This window comes from Arthrobacter oryzae (assembly GCF_030718995.1).
Classification (GTDB): domain Bacteria; phylum Actinomycetota; class Actinomycetes; order Actinomycetales; family Micrococcaceae; genus Arthrobacter; species Arthrobacter oryzae_C.
The window spans coordinates 2,993,024-3,011,913 of sequence record NZ_CP132204.1 but is presented as its reverse complement, the minus strand read 5'-3'; the positions used below and the strand labels follow the sequence as shown (position 1 = coordinate 3,011,913).

General features: G+C 66.9%; 15 protein-coding genes. 5 read left to right on the top strand and 10 right to left on the bottom strand.

The window, feature by feature from the left end; genetic code table 11:
* Positions 1-165: 165 nt before the first annotated feature.
* Positions 166-1,872 carry a dolichyl-phosphate-mannose--protein mannosyltransferase gene (locus Q8Z05_RS13880; RefSeq protein WP_305940200.1) on the top strand — a complete coding sequence of 569 codons (1,707 nt, stop codon included), beginning with the start codon at positions 166-168 and terminating at the stop codon, positions 1,870-1,872.
* Positions 1,873-1,963: 91 nt separating this feature from the next.
* Positions 1,964-3,793: an AMP-dependent synthetase/ligase gene (locus tag Q8Z05_RS13875; protein ID WP_305940199.1), complete on the top strand. Its 1,830-nt coding sequence runs from the start codon at positions 1,964-1,966 to the stop codon at positions 3,791-3,793.
* Here the strand turns inward: Q8Z05_RS13875 and Q8Z05_RS13870 are convergent.
* The gene (locus Q8Z05_RS13870; RefSeq protein ID WP_305940198.1) at positions 3,790-4,977 is read right to left on the bottom strand and encodes a TIGR01906 family membrane protein; all 1,188 of its coding nucleotides are present in this window, start codon (positions 4,975-4,977) and stop codon (positions 3,790-3,792) included. The genes Q8Z05_RS13875 and Q8Z05_RS13870 overlap by 4 nt on opposite strands.
* A gap of 121 nt (positions 4,978-5,098) precedes the next feature.
* On the bottom strand, positions 5,099-6,091 hold the full coding sequence (locus Q8Z05_RS13865; RefSeq protein WP_305940197.1) for a stage II sporulation protein M: 993 nt from the start codon (positions 6,089-6,091) through the stop codon (positions 5,099-5,101).
* Positions 6,092-6,162: 71 nt separating this feature from the next.
* Here Q8Z05_RS13865 and Q8Z05_RS13860 point away from each other — a divergent pair, with 71 nt between their 5' ends.
* Complete coding sequence (locus Q8Z05_RS13860) at positions 6,163-6,972, top strand: RDD family protein (RefSeq protein ID WP_305940196.1); 810 nt, start codon at positions 6,163-6,165, stop codon at positions 6,970-6,972.
* Positions 6,973-6,986: 14 nt separating this feature from the next.
* Here Q8Z05_RS13860 and Q8Z05_RS13855 read toward each other — a convergent pair whose 3' ends face one another.
* The 4 genes from Q8Z05_RS13855 to Q8Z05_RS13840 all read right to left on the bottom strand — a co-directional run bounded on the left by Q8Z05_RS13855 (position 6,987) and on the right by Q8Z05_RS13840 (position 10,642).
* A complete protein-coding gene (locus Q8Z05_RS13855) occupies positions 6,987-8,219 on the bottom strand; it encodes a L,D-transpeptidase (protein ID WP_305940195.1) in 1,233 nt (410 codons plus the stop codon).
* A gap of 99 nt (positions 8,220-8,318) precedes the next feature.
* Positions 8,319-9,797, bottom strand: coding sequence for an adenosylhomocysteinase (ahcY, locus tag Q8Z05_RS13850; protein ID WP_305940194.1), 1,479 nt, complete (start codon positions 9,795-9,797; stop codon positions 8,319-8,321).
* 112 nt (positions 9,798-9,909) lie between these two features.
* Complete coding sequence (locus tag Q8Z05_RS13845) at positions 9,910-10,161, bottom strand: Trm112 family protein (protein WP_305940193.1); 252 nt, start codon at positions 10,159-10,161, stop codon at positions 9,910-9,912.
* Positions 10,162-10,252: 91 nt separating this feature from the next.
* Complete coding sequence (locus Q8Z05_RS13840; protein WP_305940192.1) at positions 10,253-10,642, bottom strand: DUF3499 domain-containing protein; 390 nt, start codon at positions 10,640-10,642, stop codon at positions 10,253-10,255.
* A 154-nt stretch (positions 10,643-10,796) separates the two neighbouring features.
* Between Q8Z05_RS13840 and Q8Z05_RS13835 the strand changes: the two genes are divergently transcribed.
* Positions 10,797-11,324, top strand: a complete 528-nt coding sequence (locus Q8Z05_RS13835) for a metallopeptidase family protein (RefSeq protein ID WP_305940191.1) — start codon at positions 10,797-10,799, stop codon at positions 11,322-11,324.
* Positions 11,325-11,331: 7 nt separating this feature from the next.
* On the opposite strand, the gene Q8Z05_RS13830 is transcribed toward Q8Z05_RS13835, so the two are convergent.
* From Q8Z05_RS13830 to Q8Z05_RS13820, 3 genes are read right to left on the bottom strand one after another with little or no spacing between them, the layout of a single operon-like run.
* Positions 11,332-13,035: a DUF5719 family protein gene (locus Q8Z05_RS13830; protein WP_305940190.1), complete on the bottom strand. Its 1,704-nt coding sequence runs from the start codon at positions 13,033-13,035 to the stop codon at positions 11,332-11,334.
* Positions 13,028-16,372, bottom strand: coding sequence for a glycosyltransferase family 2 protein (locus Q8Z05_RS13825; RefSeq protein WP_305940189.1), 3,345 nt, complete (start codon positions 16,370-16,372; stop codon positions 13,028-13,030). The genes Q8Z05_RS13830 and Q8Z05_RS13825 overlap by 8 nt, the downstream gene beginning before the upstream one ends.
* A 29-nt stretch (positions 16,373-16,401) precedes the next feature.
* Positions 16,402-16,947 (bottom strand): WhiB family transcriptional regulator, encoded by a 546-nt coding sequence (locus Q8Z05_RS13820; protein ID WP_305940188.1) that lies wholly within the window; start codon positions 16,945-16,947, stop codon positions 16,402-16,404.
* A 417-nt stretch (positions 16,948-17,364) separates the two neighbouring features.
* Between Q8Z05_RS13820 and Q8Z05_RS13815 the strand changes: the two genes are divergently transcribed.
* A complete protein-coding gene (locus Q8Z05_RS13815) occupies positions 17,365-18,069 on the top strand; it encodes a TIGR03089 family protein (protein ID WP_305940187.1) in 705 nt (234 codons plus the stop codon).
* A 16-nt stretch (positions 18,070-18,085) separates the two neighbouring features.
* On the opposite strand, the gene Q8Z05_RS13810 is transcribed toward Q8Z05_RS13815, so the two are convergent.
* A complete protein-coding gene (locus Q8Z05_RS13810; RefSeq protein WP_305940186.1) occupies positions 18,086-18,682 on the bottom strand; it encodes a GtrA family protein in 597 nt (198 codons plus the stop codon).
* Positions 18,683-18,890: the final 208 nt, after the last annotated feature.

The following is an 18,890-nucleotide window of genomic DNA, read 5'->3' as shown; positions in this document are numbered from 1 at the left end:
CGGAGCCCATGCCTCGTCCGTGGCGCCAGTTGTCGAAGCCGGGCCTCCCTCTGAAGGAGTGCCGTCGTCATCGGAGCCGGCCGCGCGGGAAGTGCTGAGTTGTTGGTCCACACGACCAGCCTACTGCTGGCAGGCTCTTCCAGCGCCAAAAGGTAGCATGGGCACGTGACGCAGACCTCCGTACCTCCTGTCGAGGCCAATCCGTCCCGCCCGGACCAGCCGGCGTCGGGGACCCCGGGACGCAAGCTTGAGGGGCACCGGTGGATCCGCCGGCCGCAGGAAGCGTTTACGGAAAGTGCCCTCCAGGAACGGCTGCTGGGCGGAATACGCTCCTGGCGCGACTATCCGCCGTCGCTGCGGCTGTGGTTCTGGCTCATACCGGCCATCACCGCCGCGATGGGCGGCATCCTTCGTTTCGTCCGCCTCGACACTCCGCGGAGTCTGGTGTTCGACGAAACCTACTACGTCAAGGACGGGTATTCGCTGCTGGTCAGCGGGTACGAACGCAACTGGCCGGACAAGGCCAACGAATCCTTCGTGGCCGGGAACCCCGGCGTCATCCTCTCCTCCCCCGAGTATGTTGTGCACCCGCCGGTCGGCAAGTGGATGATCGCGGCAGGAATGTGGCTGTTCGGCCCGGACAACCCGCTCGGCTGGCGGTTCGGTGCTGCCGCGACCGGGACGCTGTCCATCCTCCTGATCGCCCTGATCGCGCAGAAACTCTTCCACTCGCTGACGCTGGGGGCCGTGGCAGGACTCCTGCTGGCAGTTGACGGCCACCACCTGGTGATGTCCAGGACCTCCCTGCTGGACATCTTCCTGATGTTCTGGCTGCTCGCCGCCTTCGGTGCCCTCCTGATGGACCGCGACGACGGCCGACGCCGGCTGGCCGCCAGGTTGGGCCGCCAGGCCGCGGCCGCTCGGGAGGGCAGGCCATCCGTGGTCCAGCTGGTTTCCGGGCCCTGGCTTGGCATCCGCTGGTGGCGCATTGCCGCGGGCGTCTGCCTGGGCCTCGCCGTCGGCACCAAGTGGTCGGCGCTGTTTTTCATGGCCGGCTTTGGACTCCTGACCGTCTTCTGGGACCTGAGCGCGCGCCGGATCGCCGGCATCCGGGGATGGATCAGCGGCGGCATCATCAAGGACGGAATTCCCGCTTTCCTGAGCATCGTGCCCGTGGCCGGCCTCGTGTACGTGGCCACCTGGACCGGCTGGTTCCAGTCGAAGGACGCGTACTTCCGCCATTGGGCCGACACCAACCCGTCGGACCAGTGGGGCTGGCTCCCGGCGCCCCTGAGGTCCCTGGCCCACTATCACCTGGAAGCGTACAAGTTCCATCAGGGACTCAGCTCCGACCACCCGTACGAGGCAAGCGCCTGGAGCTGGCTGGTGATGGGCCGGCCCACGTCGTTCTTCTACGAGTCCCCCAAGCAGGGAAGCCCGGGCTGCGACGTTGCCAACTGCACGTCGGCCATCCTCTCAGTGGGCAATCCCCTGATCTGGTGGAGCGCCGCTGTTTCGCTGGTGATCCTGCTGTTCTGGTGGGCCGGGCGCCGCGACTGGCGGGCCGGGGCCATTCTGGCCGGGGTCGGCGCCGGCTACCTCCCTTGGTTCCTGTATCCGGAACGCACCATGTTCACTTTTTACGCCGTCTCCTTTGAACCGTTCCTGGTCCTCGCCCTGACATACTGCTTGGGCTTGGTGCTCGGGCGGCGGCAGGACCCGGTGTGGCGCCGGCGATCCGGGCTCTACCTCGTGGCACTGTTTGTGGCCGGTGCGGTGCTGCTCTCGGCATTCTTCTATCCCATCTGGACGGCGGAGATCATTCCCTACCAGGACTGGCGGTTCCGGATGTGGATGCCGTCCTGGATCTAGGGCAGGATGGCAAGGGAGCCTCGGGCGACGCAACGCACGCGATTTACGGGCGACGGGAAAGCAAATCACGGATCTGGAACGGAGACTGGCTGTGAGAGAAGCAAGCACTGAACTGCTCGTGGAGCTGGATCAGGACAGCAACGTGACCGACCTGCTGCTCGCACAGCACGCCAAGGACCCGTCCCATGCCATCTATGCCCGCAAGGGACCCAACGGCTGGGTTGATGTCTCCGTCCAGCAGTTCATGGACAAAGTCGTGGCACTGGCCAAGGGGCTGATCGCCGGAGGCCTCGCTCCGGGCGACACCGTTGCTGTGATGTCCGGTACCCGGTACGAGTGGACCCTGGTGGACTTCGCCATCTGGTTCGCCGGCGGCGTGACCGTCCCGGTCTATGAAACCTCATCGGCGAGCCAGGTCGAATGGATCCTGCATGACTCCGGCGCCCGCAGGGTGTTCGTAGAGGACCACGCGAAGGCTGAACTTGTGGCCGGTGTCCTCGCCCACTCCGAGCTGCTCGGCGACGCCGTGGTCACCGTTGTGCGGATGGACGACGACGGCGGGGCACCCAACCTGGCAAGCCTCGCCGCCGCCGGCGCCGGAGTCACCGACGCGGAGCTGGAGCGGCACCGCAGCGCGGCGGGCCTTGCCGACGTCGCATCGCTGGTCTACACCTCCGGAACCACGGGAAAGCCCAAGGGCTGCGAGATAACCCACGGCAACTTTGCCCTCGTTGCCACCAACATCGTGGGGTTCCTTCCCGAGATCCTGCGGCAGGAGAACGCCCGGACCCTGATGTTCCTGCCCCTGGCCCACGTGCTTGCCCGAGCCGTCCAGGTGGTGTGCCTCAGCGCCGGGGCAACCCTGGGCCACACGTCCAGCGCCGCCCAGCTGCTGGAGGACCTGGCGACGTTCAAGCCCACCTTCCTGCTGGTGGTGCCCAGGATCTTCGAGAAGGTCTATGCGGGTGCCGGCCACAAGGCCGCCCTGGCCGGAAAGGAGAGGCTCTTCGCTGCCGCTTCCGCCGTGGCGATCGACTACTCCAAGGCGCTTGACGCTGAGGCCCGCGGACAAGGCAACGGACCCGGAATAGTGCTCCGCGCCAAGCACGCCGTCTTCGACCGGCTGCTCTATCCCAAACTCCGGCAGGCCTTCGGCGGACAGGTCAAGTACACGGTCTCCGGCGCCAGCCCGCTCAGCTCCAACGACGCGCACTTCTTCCGAGGCGCCGGTATTCCTGTCCTGGAAGGCTACGGCCTCACGGAGACCACTGCACCGTGTACGGCCAACACCCCGTCGCGGACCAAAGTGGGAACTGTGGGAATTCCCGTGCCCGGTACCACCATCCGGGTGGCTGACGACGGCGAGATCCTGGTCAGGGGCATCGGTGTCTTCAAGGGCTACCACGCCAACGAGGCCGCCAACGCGGAAGCGTTCGTGGACGGATTCTTCCGCACCGGAGACCTCGGGTCGCTGGACGAAGACGGCTTCCTGACCATCACCGGCCGGAAGAAGGACCTCCTCGTCACCGCCGGCGGCAAGAACGTGGCCCCCGGCCCGCTCGAGGAAAAGATCCGGGAGCATCAGCTCGTGGCCCAGGCAGTGGTGGTGGGCGACGGCCGGCCCTTCATCTCCGCGCTGGTCAACCTCGACCCGGAGGGCCTGGAGAACTGGTGCTCGGCCCAGCGGATTCCGGTCATGGGCGTTGCAGAAGCAACATCCGATGCCCGGGTCCGGGAGGCCGTCCAAGGCGCGGTCGACCAGGCCAACCTGCTGGTGTCGAAAGCCGAATCGATCCGCAGCTTCGTCCTGCTGGATGCCGATTTCACCGTTGAGTCAGGTCACCTGACGCCGTCACTGAAACTCAAGCGGGCCGCCGTCGTCCGTGACTACGAGGCACACATAAACGGCCTGTACCGCTAAGCAGGTACGCCCGCGGTCCCTGCGCGGCGGTCCCGGGCCTCCGCGTTCCTGGCGGCGGTCTTGTCATCGTTCGTGTCTGCGGACTTATCCCCGCTCTTGTCAGCATTGTTGACCTCGCCTGTGGCGGCTGCGCCCCCGGCCAGCCCGCGGCGCTTCCTGGTGGGCCAGGTGAGGATCAGGGTCACAACGGACGCAACCAGCACCAGGGCCCCGATGACGATTCCGGCGTCAACCCAGAACTGTCCCGGGAAAAGCCGGATGAGGGTGTCATCCAGGGCAAAGGTCCAGGTCCCGCTGGCGAAGAAGATCCGGTGGAACTCAGTGAAGAACTGCTGCCAGCTCAGGGCGGCCAGCGTGCCCAGCCCCAGAATGATCGCCAGGGTGACGATCGCGCCGGCGAACAGGCCGCGGCGCACTCCGCCGGGGCTGCGGCGGCGCAGGTAGACGATGGCGACAATGCTCAGCAGGATCAGCAGGGCGCCGCCGGCGAAAGCGGACAGAATGACCAGTTTGACGTCGGCCATATGGCTGACTTCGCCCTCCTGGAACAAGGCATCGCCGCTGCGGTTCACAAGTTCGCCCAGATACCGGGGGCCGGACCAGTTGCTGAGGTAGTCCACCGCGTAGGACCCGTACGTCATGCGGTCATCCGTGCTGAAGCCGTAGCCGTCGCCGGGAAAGCCCGGACGGTTGTATTCCACCCAGAGGAACAACGGACTGGTGACGGCCCGGACGGCGAGAACCAGGAGGATCAGGGGGTAGAAGACGGCCAGAAGGACCTGCATCACGCGGGGCAGGACGGGCTTGGTATTGTTCGCCAGCTCCCGTTCGGCGTTCCGGCGCTCCACTTCGTCCTGCGGCGGACGCACCTGGAGGGCGGAGGTGGGCAGGGGTTCCCGGAAATGCGTCCCCCTCCCCTGCGGTTCGGCAGCAGGCTCGACGGCGGCCTCCGCGGCCTTGCGGTCGGCCCGGCTCCCGGCCTGGGGCGCAGGGACGCCGGCCCGGGGCACTGGCGCGGTGCCGGCGGACGCTGCCGGCTCTCCCGTCGCGGCTGTTTCCGTTCCCGCAGTAGCTGTTCCCGCAGCGGCGGGCCTCATCCAGTCAAACGCGGGTTCGTCGGTGTCGTCAGCGTGATCCAGGTGGGGATCCTGCCGGTTCGACGGGTTGGGCGTCTTCTCAGTCACTGCAGTTTCACTTCCGTAGGCGTCCGCGTTGCCGGGCACATCCGGCAACGCTACATATCTCCAGATGAGCCTACCGTCAGGCACTCCGTGGCGGCAGGTGCCACCCCGTTCCGGAATGTCTTCAGGCGGCCGAAGCCGTGTATCCCGCGTCGGCGCTTTGGAGATCGCCGCTGGCCCCGGAGCGGCACGCGCGCCTGCCCCACACCAGGACATAAACCCAGAAGGCAGCCAGAACTGCCGCGCCGATGCTGATCTTGGCCCACACCGGAAGACTGCTGGGCGTGACGAAGCCTTCCACGAGGCCGGACACGAACAGCACCAGGACGAGCCCCAGGGCCACGGTGATCAGCGAGCGGCCTTCCGCCGCCACCGCCTGCGCCCGGGTCCGGGGTCCGGGTGACACCAGCGCCCAGAAGATTTTCAGGCCCGCCGCGCACGCGACGAACACTGCGGTGAGCTCCATCAAACCGTGGGGCAGGATGTAGCTGAAGAAGACATCGGATTTGCCGACCGCAGCAAAGACACCCGCCGCAACGCCCAGGGCCTGGGCGTTACCAAAGAGGATCATGGGAACCCAGAACCCGGTGATTCCCAAGGCAACCGCTTGCGCGGAGATCCACGCATTGTTGGTCCAGACGGCACCGGCGAACGACGCAGCGGGATTTTCCGAGTAATAGTCGATGAAATCCTCTTCGACGTACTGCTTGATGGTCGCGTCCGAGCCCAGGGCCCGGAGCGCATCAGGGGACGTCGAGATCCACAGAGCGTACGCGCCGGCCACCAGGCAGAACGCCAGCCCGCTCCAGACGGTCAGCCAGCGGATCCGGTATAAGGCAGCCGGCAGCGCGATGACGAAGAACCGGGCGAGGTCGTCCATAAAGTTGGACCGCGCCCCGGTGAAGCGGGTACGGGCCTGGGCCAGCGTGGCGGACAGGGATGCGGAGAGCCCGCTTTCGGGGGCAACGGAACGGAGCAGGGAAAGATGCGCGGACGTCGCCTGGTAGAGCCGCAGCAGTTCATCGGCTTCGCTTCCGTTCAGCCGCCGCTTGTACGCCAGCGCGTAGAGCCGCGCCCACTTGTCCCCGTTGACCGCGGAGAACGCATCGATGTCCACGGCACCACCCTAGCGCGCCCCGATTAGACTGTGAGCGTCCATAGGCGGCGTGTAGGGAACGGGGACCCGGCTTGAGCTCGATCATCACTGGTGAAGCAGTTGTACTGGAGCTCCGCCCGGCGTCATTCGCCGCACGGGCGCTGGGCCTGATCCTGGACGTGGCAGCGAACGTCGTGCTCCTCCTGGTGATGATGGCGGTGATTTCCTCCGCCTTCAGTGACCTGGACGGGGCCGCAGCGCGCGCCCTGGTGCTGGTCAGCGTGGTTTTCTGCTTCGTGATCCTCCCGGTGGCGGTGGAAACCCTCACCCGCGGCTTATCGCTGGGCAAGCTGGCGGCCGGACTGCGGATCGTCCGGGACGACGGCGGCGCCATCCGTTTCCGTCACGCCCTGATCCGCGGCCTGATCGGTTTCCTGGAGATTTACCTGACCTTCGGTGGCCTGGCCATCGCCGTCGCGCTGTTCAACGACAAGTCCAAGCGGCTCGGCGACGTTGTGGCGGGAACCTATTCCCTGCGGCGCCGGGTGCCGGCAGAACCGCCGTTTGTCCCGTTCGTGCCGCCGCACCTGAGGTCCTGGGCCGCGCTGGCTGACATCGGCCGGATACCGGATGCCGTAGCCCGCCGTTCGGCGCAGTTCATCCGCCAGGCAGGCCGGATGTCGCCGGCGTCGCGCGCCTCCATGGCAGTGTCGCTGGCCACGGAGGTTTCAGCGTGCGTCGCCCCGCCGCCGCCTGGCGGCACCGGCCCGGAAGAGTACCTCGCAGCAGTGCTGGTGGAACGCCGCGAACGGGAACTGGGCCGGTTGACGCGGGCGCGGGCACGGAGCACCGGCGTGGGGGAACGGCTGAACCGCCTGCCCTACGCCCGGGACACCCGGTAAGTAGGCGGCGGGTCCTACCGCTTGGCGTACTGCGCCCAGGGGATGTTCCAGTCGCCGTAGCCTTCCAGCGGTTCCACAGGCGGAGCGCCGGTGTTGAGGGTCTGTACGACGTCGCCGGTCTTCATGTTGTTGAAGAACCAGGCCGCGTCCGCCGGCAGCAATCCGACGCAGCCGTGCGAGACGTTGACCTTGCCCACCGAGCTCCAGGCTGACTCGAGGGCCTGGTGGACGTAGACGCCTGACGAGGTGAGCCTGTTGGCGTATTCGACCGTCAGCGGCGGGTAGTAGCCTTTGTCACCCGGCTTCAGGCCGATGCTTCCGGCATTGAACTTGGAATGGCGTTCCTGTTCCATGATCACGGCGTATCCGGTGGGCGAGAGCCATTCGGCGTCGCCCAGGGTCACGGGAGCTGTCTTGACCAGCTGGCCGTCGAAGTAGACGTTCATGGTCTTGGTGACGTCATCCACCACGGCGACGCGCTGCGGACCCACTTTGAAACTGACCTTGGTGTCCATGTTGCCGACCATCTTGTTCCCGAAATCCACGCCAAACAGCTTGAGGTCGACAGTGACCTGGCTTCCGGAGGCCCAGAACGCCTCGGGCCGGATGCGCACGCGCTGGTCCGAGTACCAGCGCCAGGCGACAGCCTGGCCCGACGACGGGGTAACCGTGACGGCCTTCTCCATGGCTTCCTTGTTCAGGACGGGCTCGGAGAAGACGATTTCAATCGGCTGGCCCGAACCCACGGTGGAACCGTTCTGCGGGTAGACGGCGGCGTCGGCTTCGTTGGCCGTGGCCACCGTGGTGAACGTCTGGGTTTTCTTCGTTTCGCGGCCCGCCTGGTCCACAATCGTGAAGGCGTACTCGTACTCCGCGTTGAACTCCAACGGGTCCAGGGCAGTCCAGGTGGAACCGTCGGCGCTGAGCGTGCCCTTGACCGGCTCGCCGCCGTCGGCCGTTGCCAGGACAACGTCCTTCACCGTTCCGTTGACGGCTTTGACGGACGGCGCGACGGCGGGGTTGACACCCGCGGCGCCGTCCGTGGGAGTCACGCCGAGTTCGACGGCCTTGACAACCGGAGAAGCCAGTCCCGGTTCGTTGCGGACCGGCGCGGACGACTCCGACTGGAACGCGGGCTCTGCCCAGCTGGGTGCCGTGGCTACACCGATGCCGCCGGCAGCGACGGCGCCGCAAATAGCCGCCACGCCCAATATTTTCATGGTTTTCCGCTTGTGGACTTCAGTCATGACCTTCTCCATGTCCCCCGACAGGCCCTTGATCAGCCCCCAACGATTTTACCGCACGCCGGGCGGGCGCCGTGGCCCGCCCGGGCGGGCCACGGGTCCTTAGTAGCGGTAGTGGTCCGGCTTGTAGGGACCCGCAACGTCCAGGTCCAGGTATTCGGCCTGTTCCTTGGACAGCTCCGTCAGCTCCACGCCCAAGGCGTCCAGGTGGAGCCGGGCAACCTTCTCATCGAGGATCTTCGGCAGCACGTAGACCTGGTTTTCGTATTCCCGTTCTCCCTCGGGCTGGTCCCGCTTGGTGAAGAGTTCGATCTGCGCGATGGTCTGGTTCGCGAACGAGTTGCTCATCACGAAGGAGGGGTGGCCGGTGGCATTGCCCAGGTTCAGCAGTCGGCCTTCGGAGAGGACGATGATGGAACGCTCGCTGTCTCTTCCCTCATCGAATACCCACTCGTGCACCTGCGGCTTGATTTCGACCTTCTTGATGCCGGGAATCCGGGCCAGTCCGGCCATGTCGATTTCGTTGTCGAAGTGGCCGATGTTTCCGACGATGGCCTTGTCACGCATGCCGGCCATGTGCTCGGCCATGATGACGTCCTTGTTGCCCGTGGTGGTGATGAAGATATGTCCTTCACCCAGGACGCTCTCCAGCTTCGCCACCTGGTAGCCGTCCATGGCTGCCTGCAGTGCACAGATGGGGTCGATTTCGGTGACGATCACCCGGGAACCCTGGCCGCGGAAGGCTTCTGCGGCGCCCTTGCCGACGTCGCCATAGCCGCAGACGACGGCGATTTTGCCGCCCATCAGGACGTCCGTGGCGCGGTTGATGCCGTCCGGCAGCGAGTGGCGGATTCCGTACTTGTTGTCGAACTTGCTCTTGGTCACCGAGTCGTTGACGTTGATGGCCGGGAAGAGCAGCTTGCCCTGCTCCGCCAACTGGTAGAGACGGTGCACGCCGGTGGTGGTCTCTTCGGTGACACCGAGCAGGCGGGAGCCGATGCGGGTCCATTTCTGCGCGTCCGCTGCTAGCGAGGCACGCAGCACGTCGAGGAAGACCCGCCCTTCATCGGACTCGTCCTCTGCCGCGGCCGGGACGGACCCGAGGGCCTCGAACTCTACGCCCTTGTGCACCAGCATGGTGGCGTCGCCGCCGTCGTCGAGGATCATGTTCGGGCCAAGGTCCGGGTTGCTGTCCGCGCCGGGCCAGGTGAGGATCTGCTCGGCAGTCCACCAGTACTCCTCGAGGGTCTCGCCCTTCCAGGCAAAAACGGGGACGCCCTGCGGGTCCTCAACCGTGCCGTTGCCTACCACGACGGCGGCGGCCGCTTCGTCCTGGGTGGAGAAAATGTTGCAGGAAGCCCAGCGGACCTCGGCACCCAGGGCAGTGAGCGTCTCGATCAGTACGGCTGTCTGGACCGTCATGTGGAGGGAACCGGCAATCCGGGCACCCTTGAGCGGCTGGCTGGCGCCGAACTCTTCGCGGAGGGACATCAGTCCCGGCATCTCGTGCTCTGCGAGGCGGATCTGGTGGCGGCCGGCCTCAGCCAGGGAGATGTCGGCAACCTTGTAATCGAAAGTCATGTGAGTCCTTGTGTTGGATCCGGAAAATACTGGAACGGAGGAATGGTGTGTCCGTTCGGCGAACTATGGGAAGTTCGGCGCCAAGTGGACGGGCGATGGGCCGGGCGGGGAGTTATTCAGCGCCGGACTGGAAGCTATTCGGCGCCGACGGGCCGCCGTCGTGCTGGTCCGACGACGCGGCGTTCGCGGCGGAGACAAGTTCCGGCGGCAACAGCAGCGGAATGCCGTCCTCGATGGCGTAGCGCAGCTTTTCCCCGGCCTCGCCGGCGGCGGTCGAGACGAGTTCATCGCCTTCCTGCACCAGCGGTGAGCCAGTCACGGGGCAACGCAGGACAGACAGGAGGTCAGGACTGATCTTTGGCATGGTGGATGCTCCCTGATGGGCGCCGCAGCAGGCGCCGGTGGCCGATGGATTTGCAGCTTCCAGCGTACAAGCTTCCCGCCGCAACCGCGGCTCAGGACGGTTCGCGGAGGATGCGCAGGTGTCCCCTTCGGGCGCCCTCGGCAGCCGGCGGGGCTTCGAGCGCGGCGTGCGCGGAACGCTGACCCGGCACGGGGTCCGCAGCGGACGGCCGCAATGCAGCCTCCCGGACAGCGTTCGCGAGGGCCAAAAGGTCATCGGGTCCCGGCTGCGGGGGCGTCGCCGGCATGGCCAGGCGCAGCACTTCCCAGCCCCGGGGCACCGTGAGGGACCCCGCATGCTGTTCGCACAAATCGTAACAATGCGGCTCGGCATACGTTGCCAGCGGACCAAGGACGGCTGTGGAATCCGCATACACGTACGTCAGAGTTGCCACCGCAGAGTTACGGCAGGCTGACCTTGAACATTGACGAATAGCACCCACGACATCACAGACTACTCCCCGTTTGCAGAGGTAACGTGCATTCCGGTCCCCGGCGTCCTCCGGTGTCGCGATAGCCGTCCTGCAATGCAGGGCGGGCCAGTGTGGCGTTTCGGGTTATGTCGCGTAAATCAGGTGGCGGGTTTAGAGTCAATGTATGCAGCAATCGCACCACGTTCCGGGATTTACGGTCCGGTTGGCTGACCCGGGAGCCGGCCAGCCGGCGGACAACGCCACGCCCTCAGGAGCGGTCCGCGGTAAGGGTTTCCGGGAGCGCCGCCGGAACCGCCACGGCAGGGGCCTGCGCGGCGAACTGATGCTGCCCACCCTCCCGGGATACCGCACCCGATCAGACCGCTTCGACGAGATGGTCATGGACTCCGCCCAGCGCCTGCACGACATTTGGGGAAAGCCACTGGACGGAGTCAGGTTCGCTGTTGACGAGATCCCGCAGGGCCTGGAGCAGCTGGTCGCGGACCGGTCCCCGGCGCCCATGGGATTGTACGAACCTGCCACGGCGGACGAAGGCCCGGTGATCACCCTCTACCGGCGGGTCATCGAGAACGCCTGTTCCAGCCGGGAGGAACTCCAGGACCTGGTCCACGACGTCGTGGTGGAGCGCACCGCCGAAATGCTGGGGGTCGCGCCGGAAACGCTGGACCCCGTCTACCGGCGCCGCTACTAGCCTGCCGCTAGTAGCCCAGCTTCACCGCGACCTGCTCCTGGCCCGCTGCGCCCGGGGCCACCGCCACGGTGGCGATGTCCGCACGCCCGTCCTCTTCCAGCAGCACTGTGCCGTAGGCGGCATCGCCGGACGCGGACACAATGTAGCCCAGCACGGCGGCGTCGTCCGCTTCGCCGGGAACCTTGATGAGGGCCGTGGTGCCGCCGGCGATGTCGGCAGTGGCGGCCGCGCGGACCTTGCCGTCGGCAGTGATGGGCGTATACGTGATCTTGGCCCGCCCCTCGGGGACGCCCAGGACCAGGTACCGATCACCGGCGCGCGGCACCGTGACCACGTGCTGGCTGCCGAGCCTGGCTGACGACGGCGACCAAGCGAAGTCCGTGGCGCTGTTTGATGCGAGCCCGCGGGTGACCCGCGCGGCAGCGGTGAACGACACATCGGAGCTGGCGGCCACGGTGTACTGCCCGGCTGGTACACCGGCCATCGAAACCTCGGTCACGGAGCCGCCTTTGGCCGTCACCACGCCGCCGCCGGGGAGTGCCTTTTGGCCGTCGCGTCCATAGAGCTTGATTTCCACCACGGCGTCCGCGGGTCCGGGAACGGCGATCTGGAGCGCTGCGGCCGCGTCAGCGTATCCCGGTTTGGCGGTGAGTGCCTTGGCCGAAGCCGGATCCTGGATGTCCACTCCGGACATGACCTGCCGGGTGGCCGGGGACGCCCCGGGCACAATGAAGTCCACGCCTCCCGGGGTGAGGCCCCGGAGAACGCTCTGCTGGATGATGGCGGTGACCGGCCCTCCGGCGCTGCGTGCGCGGATGCTGAGGCTTTCCTGGTCAGGAGCTATGCCTGCCAGCACGATTGAACGGGTGGTCCCGGGTGCAACCAGGAGTCCCCTGCTGCCGGGCGCCTGGATCTGGCCCTTCGCGCCATACAGGTCAAGGCTGACGGTGGCCGGAGTACTGGAGGCGTTACTGAGGTGCAGGACGGCAGTCCGCCCCAACGACGTGTTGGCCCCCACCAGCCACAGGTCGTTGGCCGGCTCCTGGCAGCCGGCTGCGGCTGCGCCCTGGAGGTCACCGTCGGTGGCGGTGTAGCTAGTGACGGCTCCGGCCGTTGCCTGCTGGTTTCCTACCGCGTCCGCGCTCAGGACGCTGACGGCGTCAACCGCCCGCTGGGATACGACGCCTGCCAGCAACGCGGGCGGGGCGGCGGCGGTGGGGGCGGAACTGCCGGGATCCTTAGCGATTTCGGCGAGGGGATTCCCATTTATTTCGGCGAGACGGCTTCCGGGCAGCACACCCGCATTGGTGCTCAGAACGGCCGCGTTGACCAGGGTTTTGGCGGTGGCTGATTCCGGGCTGAACTGCGGGTCGGTACCTACCGGGGTTCCCTCCAGCAGGCGGGCGGGGCCGGGGCAGATCCCCACGTTGCTGCCGGCGGGCACAGCGGTAAGCGGTGCTTCGAGCGGTCGGCCGCTGGCATACCGGGGGCCCATCGACGCTGCCGCGATCATGCTCCCCGCGGTGGCCACGATCACCACCGCGGAAGCGATCCCGGCAACCGTTCCACGGCCGGAGCCCCCGCGTGCAGTCCATCCGCGTGCGGCAAGTCCTTTCAGGCGCCCGGCCACGGGCGCGGACCCGGCCGCCGCGGCGGTGGCATCGTCCTGGCCGGCCTGCGGCGCGCCGTCGTCGTTCCCGTCCTTATGCATGCTGATGTTCCTTACGCAGGGAGCCTTCGTCGCGGGACAGGCCGGTGTTCGGCCGGCGGGCGGGCATGGGGATGGCCAGCAGGATGGTCAGCCCAATGATCGTCGCCTGCCCGATGGCGGTCCACAGTGCCCATGGGTTTTCGTAGCGGACGGAGAGCTGGCCTCCCTGGGCCGGGAGGGTAAAGGCCTGGGACCAGCCGGACGTCGTGGACGTCAGCCGCCTGCCGTCAATCCACGCGGACCAGCCCGGGTCGGCCCGTTCAGCCAGAACCACAAGGCGGCCTTCCGGCCCCTCCGGCACAGCGGCATCAACAGTTTCCAGGTGCGAGGGCAGCAGGCCGATCGCTGCGCCGGTGCCGTCCACGATGCGCACCCGGTGGGCCACGTCGGCGGCATCGATGACGGGCTGGTTGAGCGGGCTGATCCGCCAGAGCCAGCCGACGTTGGTTTGCCCCACTGCCACCAGCCCGGGCACGGCATCCATCCGGCTCGCCGTCAGCTGCGCAGCGGTATCCGAGGCCCGCAGGACAACGAATCCTGCCCCCAGGCGTTCCAGCTCCGGCCGGGGGTCAACGCCTTGACCCGCCACCACGGTGGCGACGACACTGCGAAGGGCTGCCGTGGCGGCGTCGTCATCCCTGACGGTCTCCTCGCCGGGGTCCCCCATGATGTTGCGGGCGGCTGCAATGGTGGACAGGCCGTCCAGGGTGGTCCCGGCACCCCGCACGATGGACGCGTCGAAACTGCCGTCCTCCACCGTGTCGATGACCAGTGTCCGGGTCTGCTCAGGGCCTTGACCGCGGTCGATGGCTGTTGCCGGCAGGGTGCGGGCGGCTGTGGGCGCGATCTGCCGCGGGGTTCCCAGGGGCAACGCTGCCTCCGCTGCGGCCGCCGCCCCGGATGCCGACTGCAGGAGGTTCCCGGCGGCCCAGGCGGTCATTCCGGCCACGGGTCCGGCCAGGAGCAGCACGATTGCCAAGACGGACAGGGACTGCAGGGCCATCCGGCGGGCAGCCGGGGCAGCTGCCGTCTTCTCGGCGAAGCAGAGCAGGCCGTCGGCCCCGATCAGGGCAGCCCCCAGCAGCAGGAATCCGGACGCTGACACCGCCGGTCCTGTGAAGGGCGTAACCAGGGCGTCGGCGCCGGCAGCGGTGGCGACGTGGCCCGCGAGCCAGCCGCCCGCAAGGATGATCAGGGCCGCTACCCACAATGCACGGGCCACGCGGGTGCGCTTGCCCGGGACAAAAAGCGCCGCCGTTGCGAGGGCAAGGACAGGGAACCCGATCACGAGGGCCAGGAGCAGCGCCCACGGGACGGCCGATCCGTCGAAGACCGGAAGGCCGGCCACACCGCCGTAGGCATCGAAATAGAGCGGCTGCCCCAGGATCTGCTGCCACAACGGTGCGCCTTCAAATCCGAGCGGAACGCCGGGATCGGCCAGCAGGGCGCGCGGGCGTTCGAGCACGGAGATCCCGAACGGAACGAAAAGCGCGGCACTCGGCAGCAACGCCCACCACACGGTGCGGCCGCGCCTGCCCAGCAGGACCCCGGCCAGGACAACCACGACGGCGGATGGAAGCAGCAACGACGGTGCCCCTGCTGCCACAACAGCGAGGGCCAGGCCGGCAGCCGCTGCGGCCGTCCAGGACGGGGTGCCGTTGACGCCCGGCTTCGCAAGCGGCTTATCGAGGAAGCGCGGGTCTCCGGGTTCGGAAACAGCGAAGCGGCCCTGGCCGCGGGCGGTACCGGTGGCGCGCAGCAGCGCAAGGACCAGCAGCGGCACCATGACGTGCGCGACGAGCGCGCCCAGGCGCCCTTGGTTCAGCGCTACCTGCAGGGCGGGCGCCCCGCCCCACACAAGTGCTGCCACCAGGCGGAACCGCCGGCGTGTGGTCAGGCCGCCGGCCGCGAACCAGGCAAACAAGCCTGCGAGCGGCATGGCCAGGAGCAGCAGCCAGGCGAGGGCGCCGTTAGCGTCCCCTCCGCCGACCAGGCCAAGCACCCACAGGAGGAAGTCGAAGGGGTCGCCGTGACCGGGCAGCCCGGCTCCGAGGCCGATCCACCAGCTCGTGGCGTGATGCCAGATGTCCGCCACTTTCGACGACACCGGGATCAGGGCACCGCCCGTGACGGCCTCGGCGCGGAAAAAGCCCGAAAGCCCTATCAGCGAGGCAGCCGCAGTCAGGATCACGGCAAGCAGGGCACCGTTGCCCACCCAGCCGCGTTCCGACGTGCTAAGTGCAGCGAAGTCGTCCGTGGAGTCGCCGCTGGGCTGTTCGGCCAGCGGATCCGTCCTTGCCGGGTCAGGATCGGAATCATCGGAGCCCAGGGCCTCGATCAGGGAACGCCGGTGTGCCCAGACCTCGCGCCGCGGGGTCTGGAGTCCTTTGATGACGGAACGGCGGATCCGCCGCGTCCGTGCAGCGTCGCGGCGTCCGCGGATCACTGCCCCGGGGCGGCCCAGCGCCACGAACGTCGCCATCAGCTGGGAGAATCCGTGGCCGGGGTCCTTGACGGCAATGCTCAGCACGAGCTTGAAGAGGCTCCCCAGCAGTGCCCCGGCAGCGTGCAGCGGAAGCTTCCACGCCACGGAGTGCTTCAGGCGCAGGTAAACCTGGGCCTTGCGGGCCGCGCCGGCGCTGCCCAGCGCATGCGGACGGTGCGAGACGTGGAACATCCGTGCGGTGGGCACCACGACAACGCGGTGTCCCGCCAGGCGGTTGCGCCAGCAGAAGTCGACGTCGTCCCCGGTGCCGGGCAGGGCATGGTCAAAGCCGCCCAGCTCTTCCCAGACGTCACGCCGTACCAGCATGCCGGCGGAGTTGACCGCGAAAGTATCGCTGCGGCCGTCGTACTGCCCCTGGTCGAGTTCGTCCGCTTCGATGAGCGTCAGCCGTTCGGCCCAGCGGCTAGTGGACAGTCCGACGTCGATCAGCCGGCGCCTGGCGTCCCAGTCCAGTTGCTTGCAGCCTGCCACCGTCACCGAAGGCGCCCGCTCCACGGCATAGAGCAGCTCGGCAAGGGCTTCCGGCGCAGGAGCGGCGTCGTCGTGCAGCAGCCAGATCCACTCGGTGCCTGCCCCCTGCACGTCAGGATTCCGCGGGTCGGCATTCCGGGGGGAAATCGCGGCCAGGCCGGCCTTGACCGCATCCCCCATCCCGCTCCTCCCCTGCTGGAAGGAGGTGACGCTGGCCTCACCGAAAGCCTGGCTCAGCAGAACGAGGGAATCGTCGCGTGAGCCGGTGTCCACGCCAATGTATGCGTCCACCGGACGGGTCTGCTGAGACAAAGCCGCCAGGGTGCTGGGGAGATAGTCACCGCCGTTGTGGGCGACCACAACGGCGGTGACATGTACTTCCTGAAGAATTAGACCGCTCGCTTCCTCAGCCGACGGCGCTCGCGCTCGGAGAGGCCTCCCCAAATGCCGAAGCGTTCGTCGTTCGACAGCGCGTATTCCAGGCACTGCGAGCGGACGTTGCAGGCGCCGCAGACTTTTTTGGCGTCGCGGGTGGAGCCGCCCTTTTCGGGAAAGAATGCCTCCGGATCAGTCTGCGCGCACAAGGCGTCCGTCTGCCATCCGAGTTCACCTTCGTCGTCGAAGTCCTGCTCGAACGGGAGACCGATCCACACCGGCTGGGCGGTGGTTTCCGAGTGGAGGGTCTGCACTTCCATCGGAGGATCGTCGAGATCGTTGTCCTGGTCCGGGTTGCCCGCCAGGAGTGCTTCATGTGCTGCAAGGAAGGCCGTGGCCTGGTCCTGCAGTGAATCTTTAGTGCTTCGGTTATACCGTTCGGCAGCATCCGGATCGGCCGGATCTACATACCAATCACTTGGCACCCCCCGCGAACGGTACTTTGCCGACGCCTGACCGGCGACGACGGCATCTTCCTGGATACGCTCAACTTGCCCCATTTATGGCGTCCCTTCTGAAATTGCTGCCCCTGACTTAATACCTGGACACTCGGTTGTGTGGCCCGTATTTGCGCAATGGCGTTCGATAACTAATTACACGTGTGTAAGTCGTTGGGAGTCAAGCGGCAGCCGGAATAATAATCAACCGCGAGCACAAACCGCCGCCACGCCACGCCCGGGATTTTTTGCCCCGCTCCGCACCATACCGCGAAATTTGACAGCATACTGACTAGTTTCTGGGAATTTCCCGGGAATCCCGCGCCGCCCGTCCCCCGGACGCCATTTACGCCATCAAAGTGACCAAACGCCGCAGTGGCGAAGATCACACGACGGAAGATGCGGGTCCGGCACGTCGCGTGCGTTCCGGCCGCCGCTACACCTCTCCCGGCCCGGCGGGCACCGTGGCAAGATGTTGGCATGAGCATCCCGGCGATCGACCTGATGACTGCACTGCGGTCCGGCCATTCCACGTCACCGCGACTGACCTGGTACGGACCGGACGCCGAGAGGGTGGAACTGTCCGGCCGTGTGCTGGACAACTGGGTGGCAAAGACAAGCAACTTGCTCCAGGACGAACTCGACGCTGAACCCGGGATGCGGCTGCGGCTGGACCTGCCGGCGCATTGGAAGTCCATGATCCTGGCGTTGGCCGCCTGGCAGCTTGGAATGGAAGTGGTCCTCGACTCCGCGGACGCCGAGCTTCTCGCCACGCTGTCGCCGGAGGCCGGCTCCGAGGGCACCGGGTTCGACGCCGTCATCGCAGTGCCGCTTCCGGCACTCGCCATGCGCTGGCCCGGTGAGCTGCCGCCCGGCGTCGTTGATTTTGCCGCCGAAGTGCGGTCCCATGGCGACGTTTTCATGGCCCATGAGGATCCGGATGCGTCCCTGCGGGCGATCGTGTCGTCAGCGGGCACCCCGCACCCGCATTCAGACCTGCTGGACGGCTTCGCCGCCTCCCACGACACCGGCGTACGGCTGCTGGTCCGGGCCGGCGACGGGCTTGAAGCAGCCCTGGTCCAGTCCCTGGGAGCCTGGCGCAACGACGGTTCAGTCGTCCTGGTCCACCCTGACGTCACGGTGACCGACAAGTTACTCGGCGACGAGCGCGTGCAGGGGGACTGAGTATTTAGCTTCGGGCCTAGCTGCTGCGGGTCGGCCCGGGGAGGTCCGGATCCTGCACCCTCTCCGCCGGCACATTACCGGGAACGTCGTTGCCCGGAACAGGGACCGGGTGCTTGTCGTGGTGGTGCAGCTCGATGATTTCGTGATCGTGCGAGAATGCCGGCTCTTCGTCGAGTTCCTTGTTGAAGACCAGGAACCGGTAGGCGAAGAAGCGCACCACGGTGGCCACGAGGATGCCGGCCACGCCCGCCAGGAACAGCATGTTCTTGTCCGTGATGCCGAATGAGTACTTGGCCAGGGCGGTGAATCCCGTGGAGATACCGATGCCAATGCCGTTGATCAGGACGAACATGAAGAACTCGCGAATCACGTTGTCCTGGCGGCGGTGGCGGAAGGTCCAGAACCGGTTGGCGATCCAGGAGAAGATGGTGGCGACTGTGGCGCCGACGAACCGCGCTTTCGCTTCGCTGTCCGTCATGGGGCCGTGCATCAGGTAATAGGTCAGGCCGTTATCTATAACGAAGGCGACACCGCCGACGGCGCCGAACTTGGCCACCTCGCGCCAGAAAAGCGAGGCGAGTCCGCGCAAACGTTCTGCAAGTGTGTAAAACATGACCCTCCATGGCCGTCTGAGATTTCAGGCCACAGGGCCAAGTACCCATTTTAGCCCGTAAGCGGGAAGCGGTCCCGACGGGTCCGCGGCGCAGCCGCCGGCGGCCCGCGAAATGACGCAAATTCCCGGCCGAAACGGTGGTGAAGCCCGGAACTCCCCTGCTCTTCTGTAGGCTGGCTCTTGTGACTTTTCCAGTAATAGGCGTAGT